Genomic DNA, 18,494 nt, shown 5'->3' with positions numbered 1-18,494 from the left:
ACCAGCCTTGCAAGCACGCATAGTTTTGTCCTATTCATATGTCCGGTCGGACAGGATTATGCTGATTCTAATGCGAAAAAAAAGAAACAGAATGGTTCTGTTTCTCCCGCTTATGATACCCCCGCTTAGGATTGCGCGGGCACTTGCGCCGTCAGTACCGCTTTGCGCGATAAATTGATGCGTCCTTGCTGATCGATTTCCGTCACTTTCACCGTGACGCTGTCGCCGATGGCGACGACGTCTTCGACTTTGCCGACCCGTTCGGTGGAAAGCTGGGAAATATGGACGAGCCCTTCTTTGCCCGGCAATATTTCAACGAATGCTCCGAATTTCTCGATACGCTTCACCGTGCCGACGTAAATTTCGCCAACGACGACTTCCCGAACGATTCCTTCGATAATCGAGCGCGCCTTCTCGTTCATCTCTTCGTTTGCCGAGGCGATGTATACGCGTCCGTCTTGTTCGATATCGATTTTTACGCCGGTTTCTTCAATAATTTTATTGATGATCTTTCCGCCCGCTCCGATGACGTCGCGGATTTTATCCGGATTGATTTGCATCGTAACGATTTTAGGCGCATACGGAGACAAATTCGGCTTCGGCTTCTGAATCCGTTCCAGCATTTTCGACAAGATGAAGATACGTCCTTCTTTCGCTTGACGCAAGGCATCGGCTAAAATTTGGCGGTCGATGCCGTCAATTTTGATATCCATTTGAATCGCCGTAACGCCCTCGGAAGTACCGGCCACTTTGAAGTCCATATCGCCGAGATGGTCTTCCATCCCCTGAATATCGGTCAAGATCGATACATGCTCGCCGTCTTTGATCAGCCCCATCGCAATGCCCGCTACCGGCGCTTTAATCGGCACGCCGGCATCCATCATGGCAAGCGTGCTTGCGCAAATGCTCGCTTGCGACGTGGAGCCGTTCGATTCCAGCACTTCGGATACGAGCCGGATCGTATACGGGAATTCCGCTTCGGACGGAATTACTTTCATCAGCGCCCGTTCGCCCAATGCGCCGTGCCCGATTTCGCGGCGGCCCGGAGCGCGCAGCGGTCTCGCTTCGCCGACGCTGAACGGCGGGAAATTGTAATGATGCATAAAGCGTTTCGATTCTTCCAAATCGAGTCCGTCCAAAATTTGCACATCGCCTAATGCGCCAAGCGTACATACGCTCAAAGCTTGCGTTTGCCCGCGCGTAAACAGTCCGGAACCGTGCGTTCGCGGCAGCAAGCTGATATCGCATTCGATCGGGCGGATTTCGTCCAAACGGCGCCCGTCCGGTCTAACCTTATCGTGCGTGATCAAGCGGCGGACTTCTTCTTTCACGATGTCGTACAAAACTTCCTTCACATCTTTCATCAGTTCAGGCGTGTCTATGTACTGCTGCTCAAAATGAGCCGTCGCTTCATCGTTGATCGCATCGATCGCTTCTTGGCGGGCATGCTTTTCGGCGATTTTCACCGCTTCAACCAGCCGCTCCTGCGCGAATGCGCGGACATCCCGATTTACGTTCTCGTCGACCGCGTGCAGAACGACTTCCATTTTCGGTTTGCCGGCCATTTCCACAAACTGTTCTTGTACGGCTACGATCTTTTTAATTTCCTCGTGCCCGAACATGATCGCTTCCAGCATCGTTTCTTCCGGCACTTCATTCGCTTCGGCCTCGACCATCATGATGGCGTCTTTCGTCCCCGCCACGACCAGATACATGTCGCTTTGTTCCTCTTCCGTCACCGTCGGATTGATGACGAATTTACCGTCGACTCGGCCGACGGCCACCCCGCCGATCGGACCGTTGAACGGTACGTCGGAGATGCTGAGCGCAGCCGAAGTGCCGATCATCGCGGCGATTTCAGGCGTGCAATCCTGGTCTACGCTCATTACTAAATTAACGATTTGCACATCGTTCCGGAAACCTTCGGGAAAGAGCGGCCGAATCGGGCGGTCCGTCAAACGGCTCGCCAAGATCGCCTTTTCGCTCGGTCTGCCTTCGCGTTTAATGAACCCTCCCGGAATTTTGCCCACAGAGTATAACCGTTCTTCATAATTAACCGTCAATGGGAAAAAATCCAAATCTTTCGGTTCGGACGAAGCCGTCACCGTACACAATACAACCGTTTCGCCATAGCGTACGGTAACCGCCGCGTTGGCTTGCTTCGCCAAACGGCCCGTCTCAAGTCGCAGCGGTCTTCCGCCAAGCTGCATTTCAATATGCTTTTCCATTGAATCCCTCCTCAAGTAACACCATTATCATTTCTGCATATGTATCATTATTTCCTGCTTTTATTGAAAACAAGCATGCGAATCCGTCCGGCAACGCCTGCATAAAAAGCAACCCGGCTGCATCCGCGTAGCTTCAGCGAAGCTATGCGGCAACAACCAGGCTGCTTTTGTACGTTACATTATCTACGCAATCCGAGCTTTTCGATTAAAGCGCTGTAACGGTTAACATCTTTATTTTTCAAATAAGCCAAAAGCTTACGGCGTTGGCCGACCATTTTCAAAAGGCCGCGACGCGAATGATGGTCTTTCTTGTGCGTGCGCAAATGGTTTGTCAAGTTAACGATGTTTTCCGTTAGGATAGCAATTTGCACCTCAGGGCTTCCGGTATCGGACGCATGAGTTTTGTGCTCTTCGATCAATTGGGTTTTACGCTCTTGTGTAAGTGCCATCCTATTCACCTCCTTTATTATAATCGCCGTTAGCCTCGTCAGCGCCGGTGAGAGCGGCTGACCAAGCCAAGGTTAATCGTTGCTCGCCTTGCCGCAACATTATATACTATACCACTTGCCAAAGGAAAAGTAAAATCATAATCGACCTTATTTTTGCCAATGCCGCAAAATGATTTTCGATTTCTCCGAATCCCGCGCAATTTCCGCAATCAGGGCGTCCACAGACGGGAAACGCCGCTCGGAGCGAATATATTCCACCACTTCGACGCGGAGCTGTTCGCCGTAAATCATTTCGTCGAAATCGAAAATATGCACTTCGACGGCGGGAACGGCCATACTGTCATGGAATGTCGGCTTAAGACCGATGCTCATCACGCCGTTATACCATGTTTCGAGCCGTTGCACCCGTACGGCGTAAATGCCGTTGCGCGGCACGATATAAGGGGCCGTCAAATCGAGATTGGCCGTCGGAAATCCGAGCTTTCTGCCCCGCTGCTCCCCCGGCACAACCGTTCCGGTCATTCGATAGCTGCAGCCGAGCAACCGGTTGACTTCGTGAATTTTACCTTCCTGCAAAAACGCGCGAATCGAAGAACTGCTAATTTTTTTGTCGTCAAGCGGGAATGATGGGACAACGTCGACGGTCATCCGTCCTTCCCCGAGCCGGCGCAATGCGTCGACATCGCCGGCGGCTTGATGTCCGAATGTAAAATCGAAGCCGACGACCGCATGCTCGACCTGCAATGCGAAGAGCATATTGTGCACGAACGATTCGGCCGATACGCCGGCGAACGCTTCGTCGAACCGGACGACATAGACCCGATCCACGCCTAAGCGCACCATTTTTTCAATTTTGTCGTCAAGCGGCGTAACGTATTGGGCCCGGGTCGGCGGTTTGCCCAGCACTTCCTTCGGATGAGGATGAAAGGTCATGACCGTCGCCGGTATTCCCGCTTTTTGCGCATAGTCCACGGCACGACGAATCAAGTTTTGATGGCCGAGGTGAACGCCGTCAAAGAAACCGATCGCCATCGCTTGGGGATGACCCCATTGTTTGATTTCATCTGAATTTAACGGATATGATATTGTTATTTTTTTCACATTATGTCACCTGCAATTCCTTTCATCCAAGTTAGAGATGCGGAAGAAATACTTTCACCGGCCGAATATAACCTTTATGTTCTTCCCGTTCGTAAATGCCGAAAAATTGCCCGTCGGGCGAATATAAACGGATGAGGCCAGGCGCTTCCACCGCTGGCGATACCGCCCTTACGGATAACTTTTGACCTTGCAACGCTTGCTCGGCCTTCTCGGCGGCGACCGTATGCGCCGGCAAATGGCGGACGGCGCGGTCCATCGGAATCAACAATTCGTGCAGTTTCCCCGCCTCTACGGCGGATTCGATCTGTTCCAACGTCAAACATGACTCGGATCGAATATGAGCGGACATCGTTCGAACTAGCGAAGCCATCGTTGCCGGCAGGCCGAGCGCTTTCCCGATATCGACGCATAATGTACGGATATAAGTCCCTTTGGAACAGACGACGCGGAAATGGATTTCCGGCTCCGGACCGTTCAACTCGCAACGCAGCAGTTCCAACGCATGTATTGTCACTTTCCGCGGGTTGCGCTCCACTTCCCGTCCTTCTCTCGCCAATTCGTAAAGCCGTTTGCCGTCGACTTTGACGGCGGAGTACATCGGAGGCACTTGCTCGTTCGTCCCGACAAACAGGGCGAGCGCCGCCCGGACCTGCTCTTCCGTGACATCGACGCGCTCCTGCCGTTCGATCGTTTGCCCCGACATATCTTCCGTATCCGTTGCGATGCCTAAACGCATTACCGCCTCATATTCCTTCGGCAGTTCCTGCAAATATTCCACTAATCGCGTCGCTCTGCCGAGACATAGCGGGAGCACTCCCGTAACCATAGGATCCAACGTGCCGGTATGCCCAATCCGCTTCATGCGCAGCAGGCGCCGCGCTTTGGCGACGACATCGTGAGAAGTCCAACCGGCCGGTTTCCATACGGGCAATATCCCGTCTGCCTGAAAGCTTTGTAATATTCTATGATTTGGGGATTGAAAATCTGTTTCACTCATAAAGCTTGCTTCACCCGCTCAATCACTTGTTTGATCACATCGTCCAAAGCGCCGTATACTTTGCAGCCGGCCGCTCTGACATGACCGCCTCCGCCAAGAGAATGCGCAATTTCCGCAACGTTGGCCCCAGGTCCGGAACGCATGCTGACCTTAACCGCCTCGTTGTCGATTTGCTTGAACAAGATGCCGACCTCGACGCCTTCAATGTTGCGCGGGTAGTTGACGAGACCTTCCAGATCGTCGTTCACCGCGCCGGTCTCCCGCATATCTTCCGGCGTGACGTATATCCATCCGATTTTGTTATTCGCGGCAAACGACAAGCGGGACAACGCCTTTGTCAGCAGCAAAACATGCGGCATCGTCAACTGTTCGAGCAAATGATCGGCGAGTTGATGTCCTTTGACCCCATACTGCAGCAGTTCGGAGGCCGCGGCCATCACTTTTGGCGTCGTATTGGAGTAGCGGAACCCTCCCGTATCCGTTAATAAGCCGGTGTAAATGGCTTCCGCAATGTCGAGGCTCCACTCGATTTCGAACCGCTTCAACAAATCGAACAAAATTTCCGCCGTCGCCGCGGCATCGGCTTTAATGAGATTGACCGACCCGTAGCTGTCATTCGTCGGGTGGTGATCGATATTAAGCACATCCGCGCCTTCGGCAAACAACTGGCCGACTTTGCCGACGCGCGCGAAATCGGCGCAATCGACGCAAATGACGTTTTGAAATTGACGCTGGGGCGGCTGTTCCGCATAATTGACGATCCGGTCGTACGACCATAGATAACTCAATCTTTGCGGAACGGAACCTTCGTTAATCATGCAAAACGTTTTGCCGAGCTGCGCGAGCAGCCATCCGACCGCTACGGTCGAACTGGCGGCGTCGCCGTCCGGTTGAACGTGGGACACCACCAGAAAATCGTCGCGGGCCGCGATATATTGACGCGCTTCTTCTAACTGCCGCTCATAATGCTCCAAGCTAATCGGATCGTTCATCGGCGTTTCATTCCTCATGTTTAATTTCGTCCAACAGCTTCTCGATTCGGCTGCCGTATTCGATCGACGTATCGAACTTAAATACGAGCTCCGGCGTATGGCGAAGCCGGATTCGTTTGCCCAGTTCGGACCGCAAAAAACCGTTTGCTTTCATTAACGCCTTAAGCGTATCCTCTTTTTGCTGTTCGTCTCCGAGCACGCTTAAATATACTTTCGCTTGCGACAAATCATTCGTTACTTCAACGCCCGTCACCGTCACGAAGCCGACGCGGGGATCTTTCAATTCGGTTTGAATCAGTCCGCTAAGCTCCTTTTTGAGCTGTTCGCCGACCCGTCCGACCCGAATTTTAGCCATGGTCATTCACCTCTTTATTACCGCTCTACCGTTTCCATGACAAAGGCTTCAACAATGTCTCCTTCTTTCACATCGTTGAACCGTTCTAATGTGATGCCGCATTCGTAGCCTTGCGCCACTTCTTTCGCGTCATCTTTAAAACGTTTAAGCGAATCGATTTTCCCTTCAAAAATGACGATGCCGTCGCGGATCAAACGAGCTTCCGCATTGCGGGTAATTTTGCCGGACGTTACCATGCAGCCCGCAATCGTACCGATTTTGCTAATTTTAAACGTATTCCGCACTTCCGCATGTCCGATAACGCTCTCTCTATAAACCGGATCGAGCATCCCTTTCATCGCCTGTTCGATCTCTTCGATGACGTTATAGATGACGCGATGCAGCCGCACGTCCACCTTCTCCTGCTCGGCCGTAATTTTCGCCTGCGGCTCCGGACGGACGTTGAAGCCGATCACGATCGCATTGGAAGCGGCAGCCAAAATGACATCGGATTCGGTAATCGCACCCGCACCGCTATGAATGATTTTCACGCGGACGCCTTCCACTTCGATTTTCTCGAGCGAACCTTTCAGCGCCTCGACAGAACCTTGCACGTCCCCTTTAATGATGACGTTCAAGTCTTTAATCTCGCCTTCTTTAATATGCTTGAACAAATCGTCAAGCGTGACGCGCGTACTGACGTTCAATTCGCTCTGGCGCTGCGTGATCGCGCGTTTTTCCGCGATAGACCGCGCTTTCCGCTCGTCCTCGAACGCCATGAACGGATCGCCGGCTTGCGGAACTTCCGTCAATCCGGTAATTTCAATCGGCGTGGACGGTCCCGCTTCCTTCAGGCGTCTGCCTTTATCATTCACCATCGCCCGAACGCGGCCGAAGCAGTTGCCCGCCACGAATGCGTCGCCGACTTTCAGCGTACCGTGCTGAACGAGAATGCGGGCCACCGGTCCGCGGCCTTTGTCCAACTCCGCTTCGATCACGGTACCGCGCGCGCGCTTGTTCGGGTTAGCCTTGAATTCGTTCACTTCGGCTACGAGCAGAATCATTTCGAGCAAGCTTTCCAGTCCCATCCGTTGCTTCGCGGATACGTTGACAAAGATCGTGTCTCCGCCCCACTCTTCCGGCACCAGTTCGTATTCCGTCAATTCCTGCTTCACTTTGTCCGGATTCGCAGTCGGCTTGTCGATTTTGTTCACCGCCACGATAATCGGCACGTTCGCCGCTTTGGCATGGCTGATCGCCTCTACCGTTTGCGGCATCACACCGTCGTCTGCGGCAACGACGATAATCGTAATATCGGTAACTTGCGCTCCGCGGGCGCGCATCGTCGTAAACGCTTCGTGGCCCGGCGTATCGAGGAATGTAATTTTCTTCTTGTTAATTTCCACCTGATACGCGCCGATATGCTGCGTAATGCCGCCGGCTTCGCTGCTGCTTACGTTCGTAGAGCGGATGGCGTCGAGCAGCGTCGTTTTCCCGTGATCGACATGTCCCATAATCGTGACGACCGGAGGACGTTCAATCAGATCCGCTTCGTCGTCGTTTTCTTCAATCGTTTCAAACCGGTCTTCCTCGACCGGAATTTTCAATTCCACTTCGACATTGAAATCGGAAGCGAGCAGTTGGATCGTATCCAGATCAAGCTCCTGGTTAATCGTCGCCATGACGCCGAGGAACATGAGTTTTTTGATCACTTCCGAGGCGTCCTTATGCAGCAGCTTCGCCGTTTCGCCTACCGTCATCGCGCCGCGCACGATAATCTTTTTCGGCGTATTGTCGATTTTTTCGCGTTTTTCTTGCGCTTGCTGCTGGCCTTTGCCGAATTTGTTGCGGCCGCCCTTGTTGTTCTGATTTCCTTTATAATTGCTTGCTTTATTATCGTCAAACCGTCTTGGATTCGATTTCGTCTTCTTCGATTTGTTGAATGCCGGTGTCGAATCGTGGCTATCGTTCCCTTGAACCTTCGGTTGATTGCGGTTCGGCTGCTGTCCGCCCTGCGGTCTGCCCGATTCGGGACGGCTTTGCTGCTGCTGGAATGCCGGTCTGCCTTGACGCTGATTGCCGCCATGTTGGTTATTGCCCTGATTTCCGTTGTTTTGGCCTTGTTGTCTTCCTTGGCCTTGTCCTGCATTTCCTTGTTGTTTCCGCTGTTCCTGTGTCCGTTGTGTATTCATACCTACCTGCTTTTCACGTTGTCGATTTTGTTGTTGCTCCCGGTGTCCGTCGCGGCTGTGCTGTTGCGATCTTCCTTGTCCTTGGCCCGCTCCGCCTTCTTTTCTCGCCGAAGCTTGCTTCTCTTGCTGAGGTTGATGATTCGGCTTCGCTGCCGCAGCCGTACCGGCCGCATTCGAAGAAGCCGCGCCCGGTTTGGCCGCCGCGGATACTTGGGCGGTCTGAGCCCCGCTTTCTTGCGCCGCGCGTTTGGCCGCCGCGTTCGCCTTAATGTCGCGGAAAAATTGCTCCACCCTCGCTACGGCATCGTTCTCCATCACGCTCATATGATTGTTTACCGGAATATTCAACCGCTTCAGGATCGTAATGATCTCTTTGCTGCTCATATTGAGCGATTTCGCGTATTCATAAACCCTCAACTTATCTTTATTATCTTTGTTGTCTTGTTTACTCAATATACTCCACCTCCGACATAATCGCCAATTGCTCGCGCATCATTCGGGCAAAACCCGAATCCGACACGCCGACAACGACCCGGTCCGCTTTCCCGATGCTTGCGCCGATCGCGAAGCGATCCAGGCCGATCAAGAGCGGAACCCGATACGTATGGCATTTGTCACGAAATTTCTTCTTCGTATTTTCAGAAGCGTCGCCCGCAACGATCACCAGCTGCAGATCGCCGGAACGAAGCGCCTTATGAACGATTTCATCCCCTGTTACCAGCTTGCCTGCCCGCATTGCAAGCCCTAGATAAGATAATAATTTGGTCATGTATCCTGTTCCGCCCGCTCCTTGCCCGCGATAAATTCATCTTCCACGCGGATAAAGTCCTGCTCGAGCTGCGTGTAAATTTCCGGTTGCACCTGATGCTTAAGCGCGCGATCGAGCGCCCTGTTTTTGTGGGCCAGTTTAAAGCAAGACAGCTTGCCGCACAAGTAAGCGCCGCGGCCCGCCTTTTTCCCGGTAAGATCGATCAGCACTTCGTCCTGCGGCGTCTTGACAACCCGGATCAATTCCTTTTTCGCCATCATCTGCTGGCATGCAACGCATTTGCGCAGCGGTATCTTTCTCGGTCTCATTGCCTTCCCCCGCCTTTCCCGGATTATTCGAACGAAGCGGAATCTTGCGGCATTTCTTCCGTCGGCGTTTTCGGTCTGCCGTACTCTTGCTCCGCTTGCGTTTCGCTCTTGATGTCGATTTTCCAGCCGGTCAATTTGGCGGCGAGACGCGCATTTTGCCCTTTAATGCCGATCGCGAGCGAGAGCTGGTAATCCGGCACGATAACACGCGCCATTTTGTCCTGTTCGAATACTTGCACCTCCAGCACTTTGGAAGGGCTGAGCGCATTCGCGACATACTCTTCTACCGATTCCGACCAGCTAACGATATCGATTTTCTCGCCCTTGAGTTCGTTCACGATCGTCTGAACGCGCATCCCTTTCGGCCCGACGCAGGAACCGACCGGATCCACTTCGGGATTTCGGGAGTACACCGCAATTTTCGAACGGAATCCCGCCTCTCTGGCAACCGAACGAATTTCAACGACGCCGTCGAAAATTTCAGGCACTTCCAGTTCGAATAACCTCTTCAACAATCCGGGATGAGTTCGGGACAGCAAAATTTGCGGTCCTTTGGTCGTATTCTCCACCTTTGTAATATATGCTTTGATGCGGTCGCCTTGTTTGAACTTTTCGTTCGGCATTAATTCGTTCAGCGGAAGCAGCGCCTCGATTTTGCCCAGATCGACGTATATGTTGCGCAAATCCTGACGCTGCACGATGCCTGTGACGATATCTTCCTCTTTCTCGATGAAGGCGTTGTAGATCAGTCCGCGTTCCGCTTCGCGTATCCGCTGCGTGACGACCTGTTTCGCCGTTTGCGCCGCAATACGCCCGAAATCGCGCGGCGTGACTTCGATCTCCGCGATGTCGTCCAACTGGAAGTTCGGGTTGATCTCGCGCGCGGCTTCCACGGAAATTTCCAGGCGCGGATCGAGAACTTCTTCGACGACCGTTTTGCGCGCGAATACTTTGATGACGCCGTTATAGCGATTCATATCCACGCGCACGTTTTGCGCCGTATTAAAGTTTCGTTTGTAACTTGAGATCAGCGCCGCTTCAATCGCTTCGAGCAAAATATCTTTGCTGATTCCCTTCTCCTTTTCAATCTCATTCAATGCTTCAATGAAATCCATGCTCATGATGGATTGGCTCCCCCTTTCATTCGGTCCGCTAATGGTTAAAATAAAATAGCCAATCTGGCGCTGGCGACTTTCGCATACGGAATGGCGACAGGCGCGTTGCCGGTATCGACGACAAGCTGCTCCCCGTCAAACGAAAGCAGTTCTCCTTCGAATTCTTTGGCCCCGCCGATCGGCTCGTATGTAGTGACAAATACGTTTTTTCCGACCGCCTTGCGAACATCTTCCGCCTTTTTGAGCGGACGTTCCGCGCCAGGCGAAGAAACCTCGAGGAAATACGCGTCGGGAATCGGATCCTGCTCATCCAGCTTTGCGCTTAAATACTCGCTGATCCGGCCGCAGTCTTCGATATCGATGCCGCCTTCCTTATCGACAAATACGCGCAAAAACCAACTGCTTCCTTCCTTTACATATTCGACATCAACCAACTCAAATCCGTTTTCGTCCAAAAACGGTTGAACCATTTCTTCTACTACCGATTTAATCTTCGGTGCGCTCAAGCGATTACCCTCCTAAAAGTTTTATCTGTATACCAACGAGTAAAGAGTGGGTTTCCCCACTCTTCGTCACTAGCGTTTTATCTCGATCAATGTTAAAAATTATACCATAGGTTGGCTTTCTTGACAAGTAGAGGTTCTTGCACGGCAAAATGGGTTGCTCTCGCTCGCACGGCAAGGAAGGCATTAGAACAACGAGAGCTGATTGCTTTCCGGCAAACCGCGGAAACAGCCCATTTGCGTCAGCGTCTCCACGATGGTTTTGCTCGCTTTCGATTTCGCCTGGAAATCTTCGATCGACAGGAATTCGCCGCCTTCGCGGGATGCGGCGATATTGCGCGCCGCGTTCTCCCCGATCCCTTGAATCGCCGAGAACGGCGGAATGAGCGAATCGCCGTCGATGACAAACCGGGTCGCATCCGAGCGGTACAGATCGATTCCTTTGAACGAAAAACCGCGCGCCGTCATTTCGAGCGCCATTTCAAGAATGGAAATCATATTTTTTTCTTTCGTCGTCGCTTGAAACCCTTTTTGCTCGATTTCATCGATTTTGCGGTTAATCGCGTCATACCCTTGGCAGCAAAGCTCGATATCGAAATCTTCCGCCCGTACGGAAAAATAAGTCGCATAATAAGCGATCGGATAATAAAGCTTGAAGTAGGCGGTCCGAACGGCGGATATAACATAAGCGGCCGCGTGCGCCTTCGGGAACATGTACTGGATTTTCAAGCAAGAATCGATATACCATTGCGGCACCTTGCAACGTTTCATCTCTTCGATCCATTCCGGCGTCAGTCCTTTCCCTTTCCGGACGCTTTCCGTAATGGTAAACGCAAGAGAGGCATCCATTCCCGCCTTATAGATCAAATAGAGCATAATATCGTCGCGGCAGCCGATTACGGTCTTGATGTTGCATGTTCCGTTCTTAATCAATTCTTGCGCGTTGCCGAGCCATACGCCCGTTCCGTGCGACAAGCCGGATATTTGCAGCAAGTCGGCGAACGAAGAGGGCTGCGATTCCTCCAACATTTGCCGCACGAACTTCGTGCCCATCTCCGGCACGCCGAACGTCGCGACGGGAGAACGGATCTGCTCCGGCGTCACTCCAAGCGCTTCCGTCGAATTGAACATGCTCATCACTTTCGGATCGTTCATCGGAATCGTCGTCGGATCTACGCCCGTCAAATCTTGCAGCATCCGCATCATCGTCGGATCGTCGTGCCCGAGAATGTCGAGCTTGAGCAAATTGGCGTCGAACGCGTGATAATCGAAATGAGTCGTCTTCCATTCCGCGCTCGTATCGTCGGCCGGGTATTGCACCGGCGTAATATCTTCCACTTCGATATAGTCCGGCACGACGACGATGCCGCCGGGATGCTGGCCCGTGCTGCGCTTCACGCCCGTACAGCCGCTTGCGAGCCGGGCAAGCTCGGCGTTGCGCCATTTCTTGTGATGGTCTTCTTCATATTTTTTCGTAAAACCGAACGCCGTCTTCTCGGCGACGGTGCCGATCGTTCCGGCGCGAAATACGTTCTTCTCCCCGAACAGCACTTTCGTATAATTATGCGCGTGCGGCTGATATTCCCCGGAAAAGTTCAAGTCGATATCGGGAACTTTGTCGCCTTTAAAACCGAGGAACGTCTCAAACGGAATATCCTGGCCTTCGCCCTTCAACATTTCGCCGCATTTCGGGCAAGGCTTGTCCGGCAAGTCGAATCCGCTCGGCACGCTGCCGTCGAGAAACCATTCGCTATGCTTGCAGGCCGGATTTTTGCAGAGATAATGCGCCGGCAGCGGATTTACCTCGGAAATGCCGAGAAACGTCGCGACGACGGACGACCCGACCGAACCCCGCGAGCCAACCAAATATCCGTCCTGATTCGATTTTTTGACGAGCCGTTCGGAAATGAGGTAGTTCGCCGAGAAACCGTATTTGATAATCGGAACGAGCTCCTTCTCCAATCGCTGTACGACCACGTCCGGCAACGGCTCGCCGTAAATCCGCCTCGCGGTGTCGTAGCATGTATTGCGGATTTCATCATCCGCCCCCTCGATATTCGGGGTGAACAGTTTTTTCGGAAACATTTCAATTTCTTCGAAGCGTCCGGCCAGTTCATTCGTATTCGTTACGACGACCTCATATGCCTTATCCTCGCCGAGGAACGAAAATTCGCGGAGCATCTCATCCGTCGTACGAAAATGGGCGTCCGGTTTCCGAATGTCCTTGAGCGGGCTAAAGCCGGTAATGCCGTGTATCGTAATATCCCGGAACAATTTATCGCGCGGATGCAAATAATGCACATTTCCCGTCGCAATGACCGGTTTGTTCTGTTTGGCGCCGATGTCGCAAATGCGCTTCAAAGCGTTCTCGATATCGGCCATGCTGCCGACAAGCCCTTTATCCGCCAAATGGGCATACATGCATAAAGGCTGTATTTCCAGCACGTCGTAAAATTCCGCCACTTGCTCGGCTTCTTCCGGCGATTTATTGAGAACCGTTTCGAACATCTCCCCTTTTTCGCAGCCGGAGACGATCAACAAGCCTTCGCGCATTTCCGAGAGTTTGCTTTTCGGAATGCATGGCACCCGTTTAAAATATTCGGTATGAGACATAGAAATCAACTTGAACAAATTTTTCTTCCCGGTCGCATTCAAAGCGTAAATGTTGCAATGGAACGGTCTCGCATTGGATAGATCGCTGCCGACATAATCGTTCAGCCGGTCAAGCATCGTCATATTCCGCATTTGCGCCGCATCCTGCAGCAGGCCGAACATCACGCCGCCCAATGCGATCGAATCGTCGATGGCGCGGTGATGATTCTCGAGCGAAACTTTATATTTGTCCGCGAGCGTATTCAAGCGGTGGTTTTTCATCGAGGGATGAAGCAGTCGCGCCAGTTCGAGCGTATCGAGCACCGGGTTCGTCAGCTCGGGCAATCCGATCTGCTTGCATGCCGCTTGAATAAAGCCGATATCGAAGCGCGCGTTATGGGCGACAAGCACCGAATCGCCGACAAATTCGACGAATTCCCGCATGACCGGTTCGAGCTCCGGCGCGTCCTTGACCATCTCGTCCGTAATATTTGTCAATTGCTGAATATTGTACGGAATCCGTTCATGCGGATTGACAAATTTCGCGAACCGGTCGATTTCCTTGCCTTCGCTCATTTTAACGCCGGCGATCTCGATAATTTTATTGTTGACGACGGACAATCCGGTCGTCTCAATATCGAATACGACATAAGTGGCCGTTTTCAGTTCGATCGGCTGCGGGTTCATCACGACGGCCACGCCGTCATTGACGACATTGGCCTCGACGCCGTATATCATTTTGATGCCGTTTTTTCTCGCCGCCTTATCCGCTTCCGGGTAACATTGCACGCCGCCGTGATCGGTCACCGCGATCGCTTTATGCCCCCATTTCGCCGCCGTTTTAATATAAGCGTCGATCGGAGTTACCGCGTCCATCGTGCTCATCGTCGTATGCAAATGGAATTCGACCCGTTTCTGCTCCGCCTTGTCTTGCCGTTCGGGGGGCGCTTTAATCTCATGCAAATCCGAAGGGATCATGACAAGCTCCGGCTGCGGATTGAACCGGTCCATTTCCACGCGGCCGCGCGCCTTGATCCATTTCCCGTTCGACAGCAGGCTGAGCGCTTTCATGTCGTCTTTGTTTTTGACGAACATTTTCATCTGGATCGAATCGGTAAAATCGGTCACATTAAACATATATAAATGACTGCCGTTGCGCAATTCGCGCATATCCAAACCGAATACGGATCCTTGTACCGTGATTTTGCTTTCTTCTTCTTGGATATCCTGCAGCGAAACAGGCTGATCCTTAATGTCGTACCCGATCTTCAGCGTCAGTTCCTCATCGCTCGAGATCGTTTCGGTCTCCGCTTCGATGCTCGTCACGATCTGCTGCACCACTTCGCGCTCTTCTTCGACGATTTTCTGCTGGAACTGTTCGTAAGCCTCTTGATCGAACTGACCTGCCTGCAGCTTGACGTGCAGCGAAGTTTGAAAATAAGTTTCGAAAAAACGGACGATCGCCGTATCGATCTGTTTTTTGCGGGCCAACTCCAGCGTTGTGGAATCGAGCATCGTAACCACGACCGCTCGTCCATCCACTTCCAGCTTCGCGCGAGCCATCCATCCGTTGACCGAAGCGATTTCCCGCTGCACCCATTCGATAAACAAGCCCCAGTAAGTTTGAACCACGTCGGCAACCGGCACATGCTCCGAATATTGGAAAATCAGCTTAATCTTCGCGATATGAGCAAGGCGCTCTTGAATTTGCAGGCAAAAGGCGCGATACGCTTCCGCCGGAACAACCGTCTCCTTGCTTATGTATATCGTCCATTCCCGGTTCGTTTCGCTGCATTCGACGCGCTCGATGTGCCCGTCCGTAAAACAAGCCTCGATCATCTGCGCCGGAATTTGCGCTTGCTGCATCAAAATTTCGAACCGCTTCCTTTTATCCCCGATATTGCTCATAACATCTCCCCCCGTTTCCCCACATGCTGCATGCTGCGAAAAAAAGAAAAGCTTCCGCAAAAGAATCAATCGATTCGTCATCGAGTTTTCTTCGTGAGAAGCTTTCCGGAAAAATTGCGTTATCCGCCTCTTCTAATATGCACGGGCAAAAACAACCGTATGCTGCGCCGCATCGCCGCATACGAGGCAACTTGCCTTTCGTTCGGCGGGTTCGAACGGAATGTTGCGGCTCGTCGCCCCCGTCTCTTCTTTCACTTGCTTTTCGCAGGCGGCCGAACCGCACCAGCCGGCGAGCACGAATCCGCGCTTATTTTCCATCAGCGTCTTCATCTCATCCAACGAATCGACGGACGAGAAATTGTCGTCGCGGAACTGTTTGGCCCGCTCGTACATTTCCCCGTGAATTTGGTCCAGCATATTTTGCACTTCCGCGACCAGATTATGTTGCGGCACGACGCGCTTCTCGCCGGAAATCCGGGACACGAGCACCGCCACGCCGTTGTCCAAATCGCGAGGCCCGAGCTCCAGACGGAGCGGAACGCCGCGCATTTCATATTCGTTAAATTTCCATCCCGGGCTTACGTCCGCCCGGTCGTCCACGCGAACGCGAATTCCCGCAGCTTTCAATTCCGCATATAGCTCGTCCGTTCTGGCAAGCACTTGCTCGCGCGCTTTCGGCGGCCCGATCGGAATCATGATCACTTGCGTCGGCGCCACTTTCGGCGGGAGCGCAAGACCGCGGTCGTCCCCGTGCACCATAATGAGCGAACCGATGAGGCGCGTGCTGACGCCCCAGGAAGTCGTATGGACGTACTCGAGATGATTGTCCCGGCTTAAATATTGAATGTCGAACGCGACCGCAAAGTTCGTGCCCATGTAATGGGAAGTGCCCGCTTGAACGGCCCGCCCGTCTTTCATCATCGCCTCGATCGAATAAGTGTCGATCGCGCCGGCGAATTTCTCGGAAGGCGTCTTCTGGCCGGAAATGACCGGGATCGCCAGGAAATTTTCCACAAAATCGCGATAAATTTCCAACATTTGCATCGTTTCTTGGCGCGCTTCTTCTTCCGTTTCATGCGCCGTATGGCCTTCCTGCCATAGAAATTCGCTTGTCCGCAGGAACGGAAGCGTCCGTTTTTCCCAGCGCACCACATTGGCCCATTGATTGATGAGCACCGGCAAATCGCGGTACGATTGAATCCATTTGGCGTACATATGACCGATCATCGTTTCCGATGTCGGACGAATCGCAAGGCGTTCCTCCAATTTCTCGCCGCCCGCTTCCGTTACCCACGGCAATTCCGGGTTAAAACCTTCCACATGCTCTTTTTCCTTCTGGAAAAAGCTTTCCGGAATGAAAATCGGGAAATAGGCGTTGCGATGGCCCGTTTCTTTGAAACGTCTATCCAACTCGCCTTGAATATGTTCCCAAATTTCATACCCGTCCGGACGGAAGACGATGCATCCGCGCACGGGCGAATAATCCATTAAATCCGCCTTTTTGATGACATCGATGTACCAGCGCGAAAAATCTTCGTGCTGCGGCGTAATTTCTGTAACGAATTGTTTCTCTTTTGACATACGATTCCAACTGCCTCCCATAACGATAAACCTCGGTACGAGGTTGTTCCCAAAGTCCCCTGTTTGAGTAAATTCGACAAACGATGCCGATTATCCTTTCACCAAACGCAAAATATCGTTGTATGTCACCGCCAGCATGAGCAGCATCAACATGGCAAAGCCGATAAAATGCACGATGCTTTCGCGGTTCGGATCCACCGGCCGCCCCCGCACGGCTTCAAAGCCCAGAAAAACGAGGCGGCTGCCGTCGAGCGCCGGAATCGGCAACAGATTGAATATCCCCAGATACAAGCTTAATATCGCCGCCCAGAACGTTAATTTCTCAATGCCCTGTTTCGCGATTTTGCCGGTTACTTCGAAGGTGCGAACCGGACCTCCCAAATCGTCAAGCTTGAATTCGCCGAAAATAAGTTTGCGGAATCCTTCGAAAATCGTTTTTGTCGAGCTTACCATCGCTTTGCCCGAATATCGCAGCGTTTCGCCGATCGATGCGGTGCGGGTCGGCAATTCCGGCACAATCCCGACTTTGCCCCCTTCCGCGCCTTCGACGCGAACGGGCGTAATCTCGATTTCGAATCGGCGATCGCCGCGAAGCACGGTCCATTTCATCGGTTTGTCGGCCGAATCCAGAATGAGCGCGATCATTTTCTCAGAATCGGCTCCAATGCTTACCCCATTCACCGTTTCGATGATATCGCCGGGCTTCAAATCAACTTTGGAAGCCGGCATGCCTGCTGTAATCTCGCCGACTTTCACATAGGTCGGGTTTTCCACGGGAATGCCCATCATTTGAATATAGACGCCGAATAGCACAAAAGCAAGAATAAAGTTCATCATTGGCCCGGCGAAAATAGACATTGCCCTTTGTCCGACGGTTTTGCTTCCGAATTGGCGGTTTTTCGGCGCAATTTGCGTTTCCTGGCCTTTTGTCACCATCATCGCTTGCGGATGAACCGCGTAGCGGTGGACGTCGCCGTCCACATTCAGCTTCACGAACAATTCGTTTTCGATATCGATTTCTTCGACTTCGCCGCGGATCACATTTTTACGGCTGTCCAATTGATCGAGATACAAATACGTTACCGCTTCATCGGCCAGCCGCACGGCAATCGTTTGTCCGGGCTGGATTTGCACGATTTCCGGGTCTTCGCCCGCCATTCGCACATAACCGCCGATCGGCAGCAATCTGAGCGTATAACGGGTTTCATTCTTCGTATAAGAAAACAGCTTTGGACCAAAGCCGATCGCAAACTCCCGCACAAGAATGCCGGCGCGTTTCGCAAAATAAAAATGTCCCCATTCATGTACCGTAACGATGACAAAAAACACAAGTATGGTCAAAAAGATGACTTGAACCATTTCCACAGGTTACGCAAACCCCCTTTATCTGCCTTTTCGAAGCGAAACGATGCCATGTCCAATCGT

14 protein-coding genes are annotated in these 18,494 nt (G+C 52.4%); all 14 read right to left on the bottom strand.

The window, feature by feature from the left end:
• Window positions 1-125: 125 nt before the first annotated feature.
• The 14 genes from pnp to rseP all read right to left on the bottom strand — a co-directional run bounded on the left by pnp (window position 126) and on the right by rseP (window position 18,434).
• The gene (gene pnp, locus LQ229_RS11600) at window positions 126-2,228 is read right to left on the bottom strand and encodes a polyribonucleotide nucleotidyltransferase (protein ID WP_216537556.1); all 2,103 of its coding nucleotides are present in this window, start codon (window positions 2,226-2,228) and stop codon (window positions 126-128) included.
• A gap of 179 nt (window positions 2,229-2,407) precedes the next feature.
• On the bottom strand, window positions 2,408-2,677 hold the full coding sequence (gene rpsO / locus LQ229_RS11595; protein ID WP_216537555.1) for a 30S ribosomal protein S15: 270 nt from the start codon (window positions 2,675-2,677) through the stop codon (window positions 2,408-2,410).
• Window positions 2,678-2,824: 147 nt separating this feature from the next.
• Window positions 2,825-3,778 (bottom strand): bifunctional riboflavin kinase/FAD synthetase, encoded by a 954-nt coding sequence (locus LQ229_RS11590; protein ID WP_290370027.1) that lies wholly within the window; start codon window positions 3,776-3,778, stop codon window positions 2,825-2,827.
• Between the two features lie 31 nt (window positions 3,779-3,809).
• A complete protein-coding gene (truB, locus tag LQ229_RS11585; RefSeq protein ID WP_230191784.1) occupies window positions 3,810-4,775 on the bottom strand; it encodes a tRNA pseudouridine(55) synthase TruB in 966 nt (321 codons plus the stop codon).
• Window positions 4,772-5,749 (bottom strand): bifunctional oligoribonuclease/PAP phosphatase NrnA, encoded by a 978-nt coding sequence (locus LQ229_RS11580; protein ID WP_230191811.1) that lies wholly within the window; start codon window positions 5,747-5,749, stop codon window positions 4,772-4,774. Before LQ229_RS11580 ends, truB begins: the two co-directional genes overlap by 4 nt.
• A 25-nt stretch (window positions 5,750-5,774) precedes the next feature.
• Window positions 5,775-6,122 (bottom strand): 30S ribosome-binding factor RbfA, encoded by a 348-nt coding sequence (gene rbfA / locus LQ229_RS11575; protein ID WP_216537552.1) that lies wholly within the window; start codon window positions 6,120-6,122, stop codon window positions 5,775-5,777.
• A gap of 17 nt (window positions 6,123-6,139) precedes the next feature.
• The gene (infB, locus tag LQ229_RS11570) at window positions 6,140-8,746 is read right to left on the bottom strand and encodes a translation initiation factor IF-2 (RefSeq protein WP_230191783.1); all 2,607 of its coding nucleotides are present in this window, start codon (window positions 8,744-8,746) and stop codon (window positions 6,140-6,142) included.
• The gene (locus LQ229_RS11565) at window positions 8,739-9,062 is read right to left on the bottom strand and encodes a ribosomal L7Ae/L30e/S12e/Gadd45 family protein (protein ID WP_230191782.1); all 324 of its coding nucleotides are present in this window, start codon (window positions 9,060-9,062) and stop codon (window positions 8,739-8,741) included. The genes infB and LQ229_RS11565 overlap by 8 nt, the downstream gene beginning before the upstream one ends.
• Window positions 9,059-9,370 carry a YlxR family protein gene (locus tag LQ229_RS11560; RefSeq protein ID WP_216537549.1) on the bottom strand — a complete coding sequence of 104 codons (312 nt, stop codon included), beginning with the start codon at window positions 9,368-9,370 and terminating at the stop codon, window positions 9,059-9,061. The genes LQ229_RS11565 and LQ229_RS11560 overlap by 4 nt, the downstream gene beginning before the upstream one ends.
• Window positions 9,371-9,393: 23 nt before the next feature.
• Window positions 9,394-10,491 carry a transcription termination factor NusA gene (gene nusA, locus LQ229_RS11555; RefSeq protein ID WP_230191781.1) on the bottom strand — a complete coding sequence of 366 codons (1,098 nt, stop codon included), beginning with the start codon at window positions 10,489-10,491 and terminating at the stop codon, window positions 9,394-9,396.
• A gap of 38 nt (window positions 10,492-10,529) precedes the next feature.
• Entirely contained in the window at window positions 10,530-10,991 is a 462-nt protein-coding gene (gene rimP / locus LQ229_RS11550; protein WP_216537547.1) for a ribosome maturation factor RimP, read from the bottom strand.
• Window positions 10,992-11,174: 183 nt separating this feature from the next.
• Window positions 11,175-15,488 carry a PolC-type DNA polymerase III gene (locus tag LQ229_RS11545; protein WP_230191780.1) on the bottom strand — a complete coding sequence of 1,438 codons (4,314 nt, stop codon included), beginning with the start codon at window positions 15,486-15,488 and terminating at the stop codon, window positions 11,175-11,177.
• Window positions 15,489-15,620: 132 nt separating this feature from the next.
• The gene (gene proS / locus LQ229_RS11540; RefSeq protein ID WP_230191779.1) at window positions 15,621-17,069 is read right to left on the bottom strand and encodes a proline--tRNA ligase; all 1,449 of its coding nucleotides are present in this window, start codon (window positions 17,067-17,069) and stop codon (window positions 15,621-15,623) included.
• A 90-nt stretch (window positions 17,070-17,159) separates the two neighbouring features.
• Window positions 17,160-18,434 (bottom strand): RIP metalloprotease RseP, encoded by a 1,275-nt coding sequence (gene rseP / locus LQ229_RS11535; protein WP_230191778.1) that lies wholly within the window; start codon window positions 18,432-18,434, stop codon window positions 17,160-17,162.
• Between the last annotated feature and the right edge of the window lie 60 nt (window positions 18,435-18,494).

Origin of the sequence: Paenibacillus sp. CECT 9249, from assembly GCF_918697855.1 — a bacterium.
Lineage (GTDB): Bacteria > Bacillota > Bacilli > Paenibacillales > Paenibacillaceae > MSJ-34.
The sequence above is the reverse complement of the archived record's forward strand: the minus strand, read 5'-3'. Positions and strand labels throughout refer to the sequence as shown.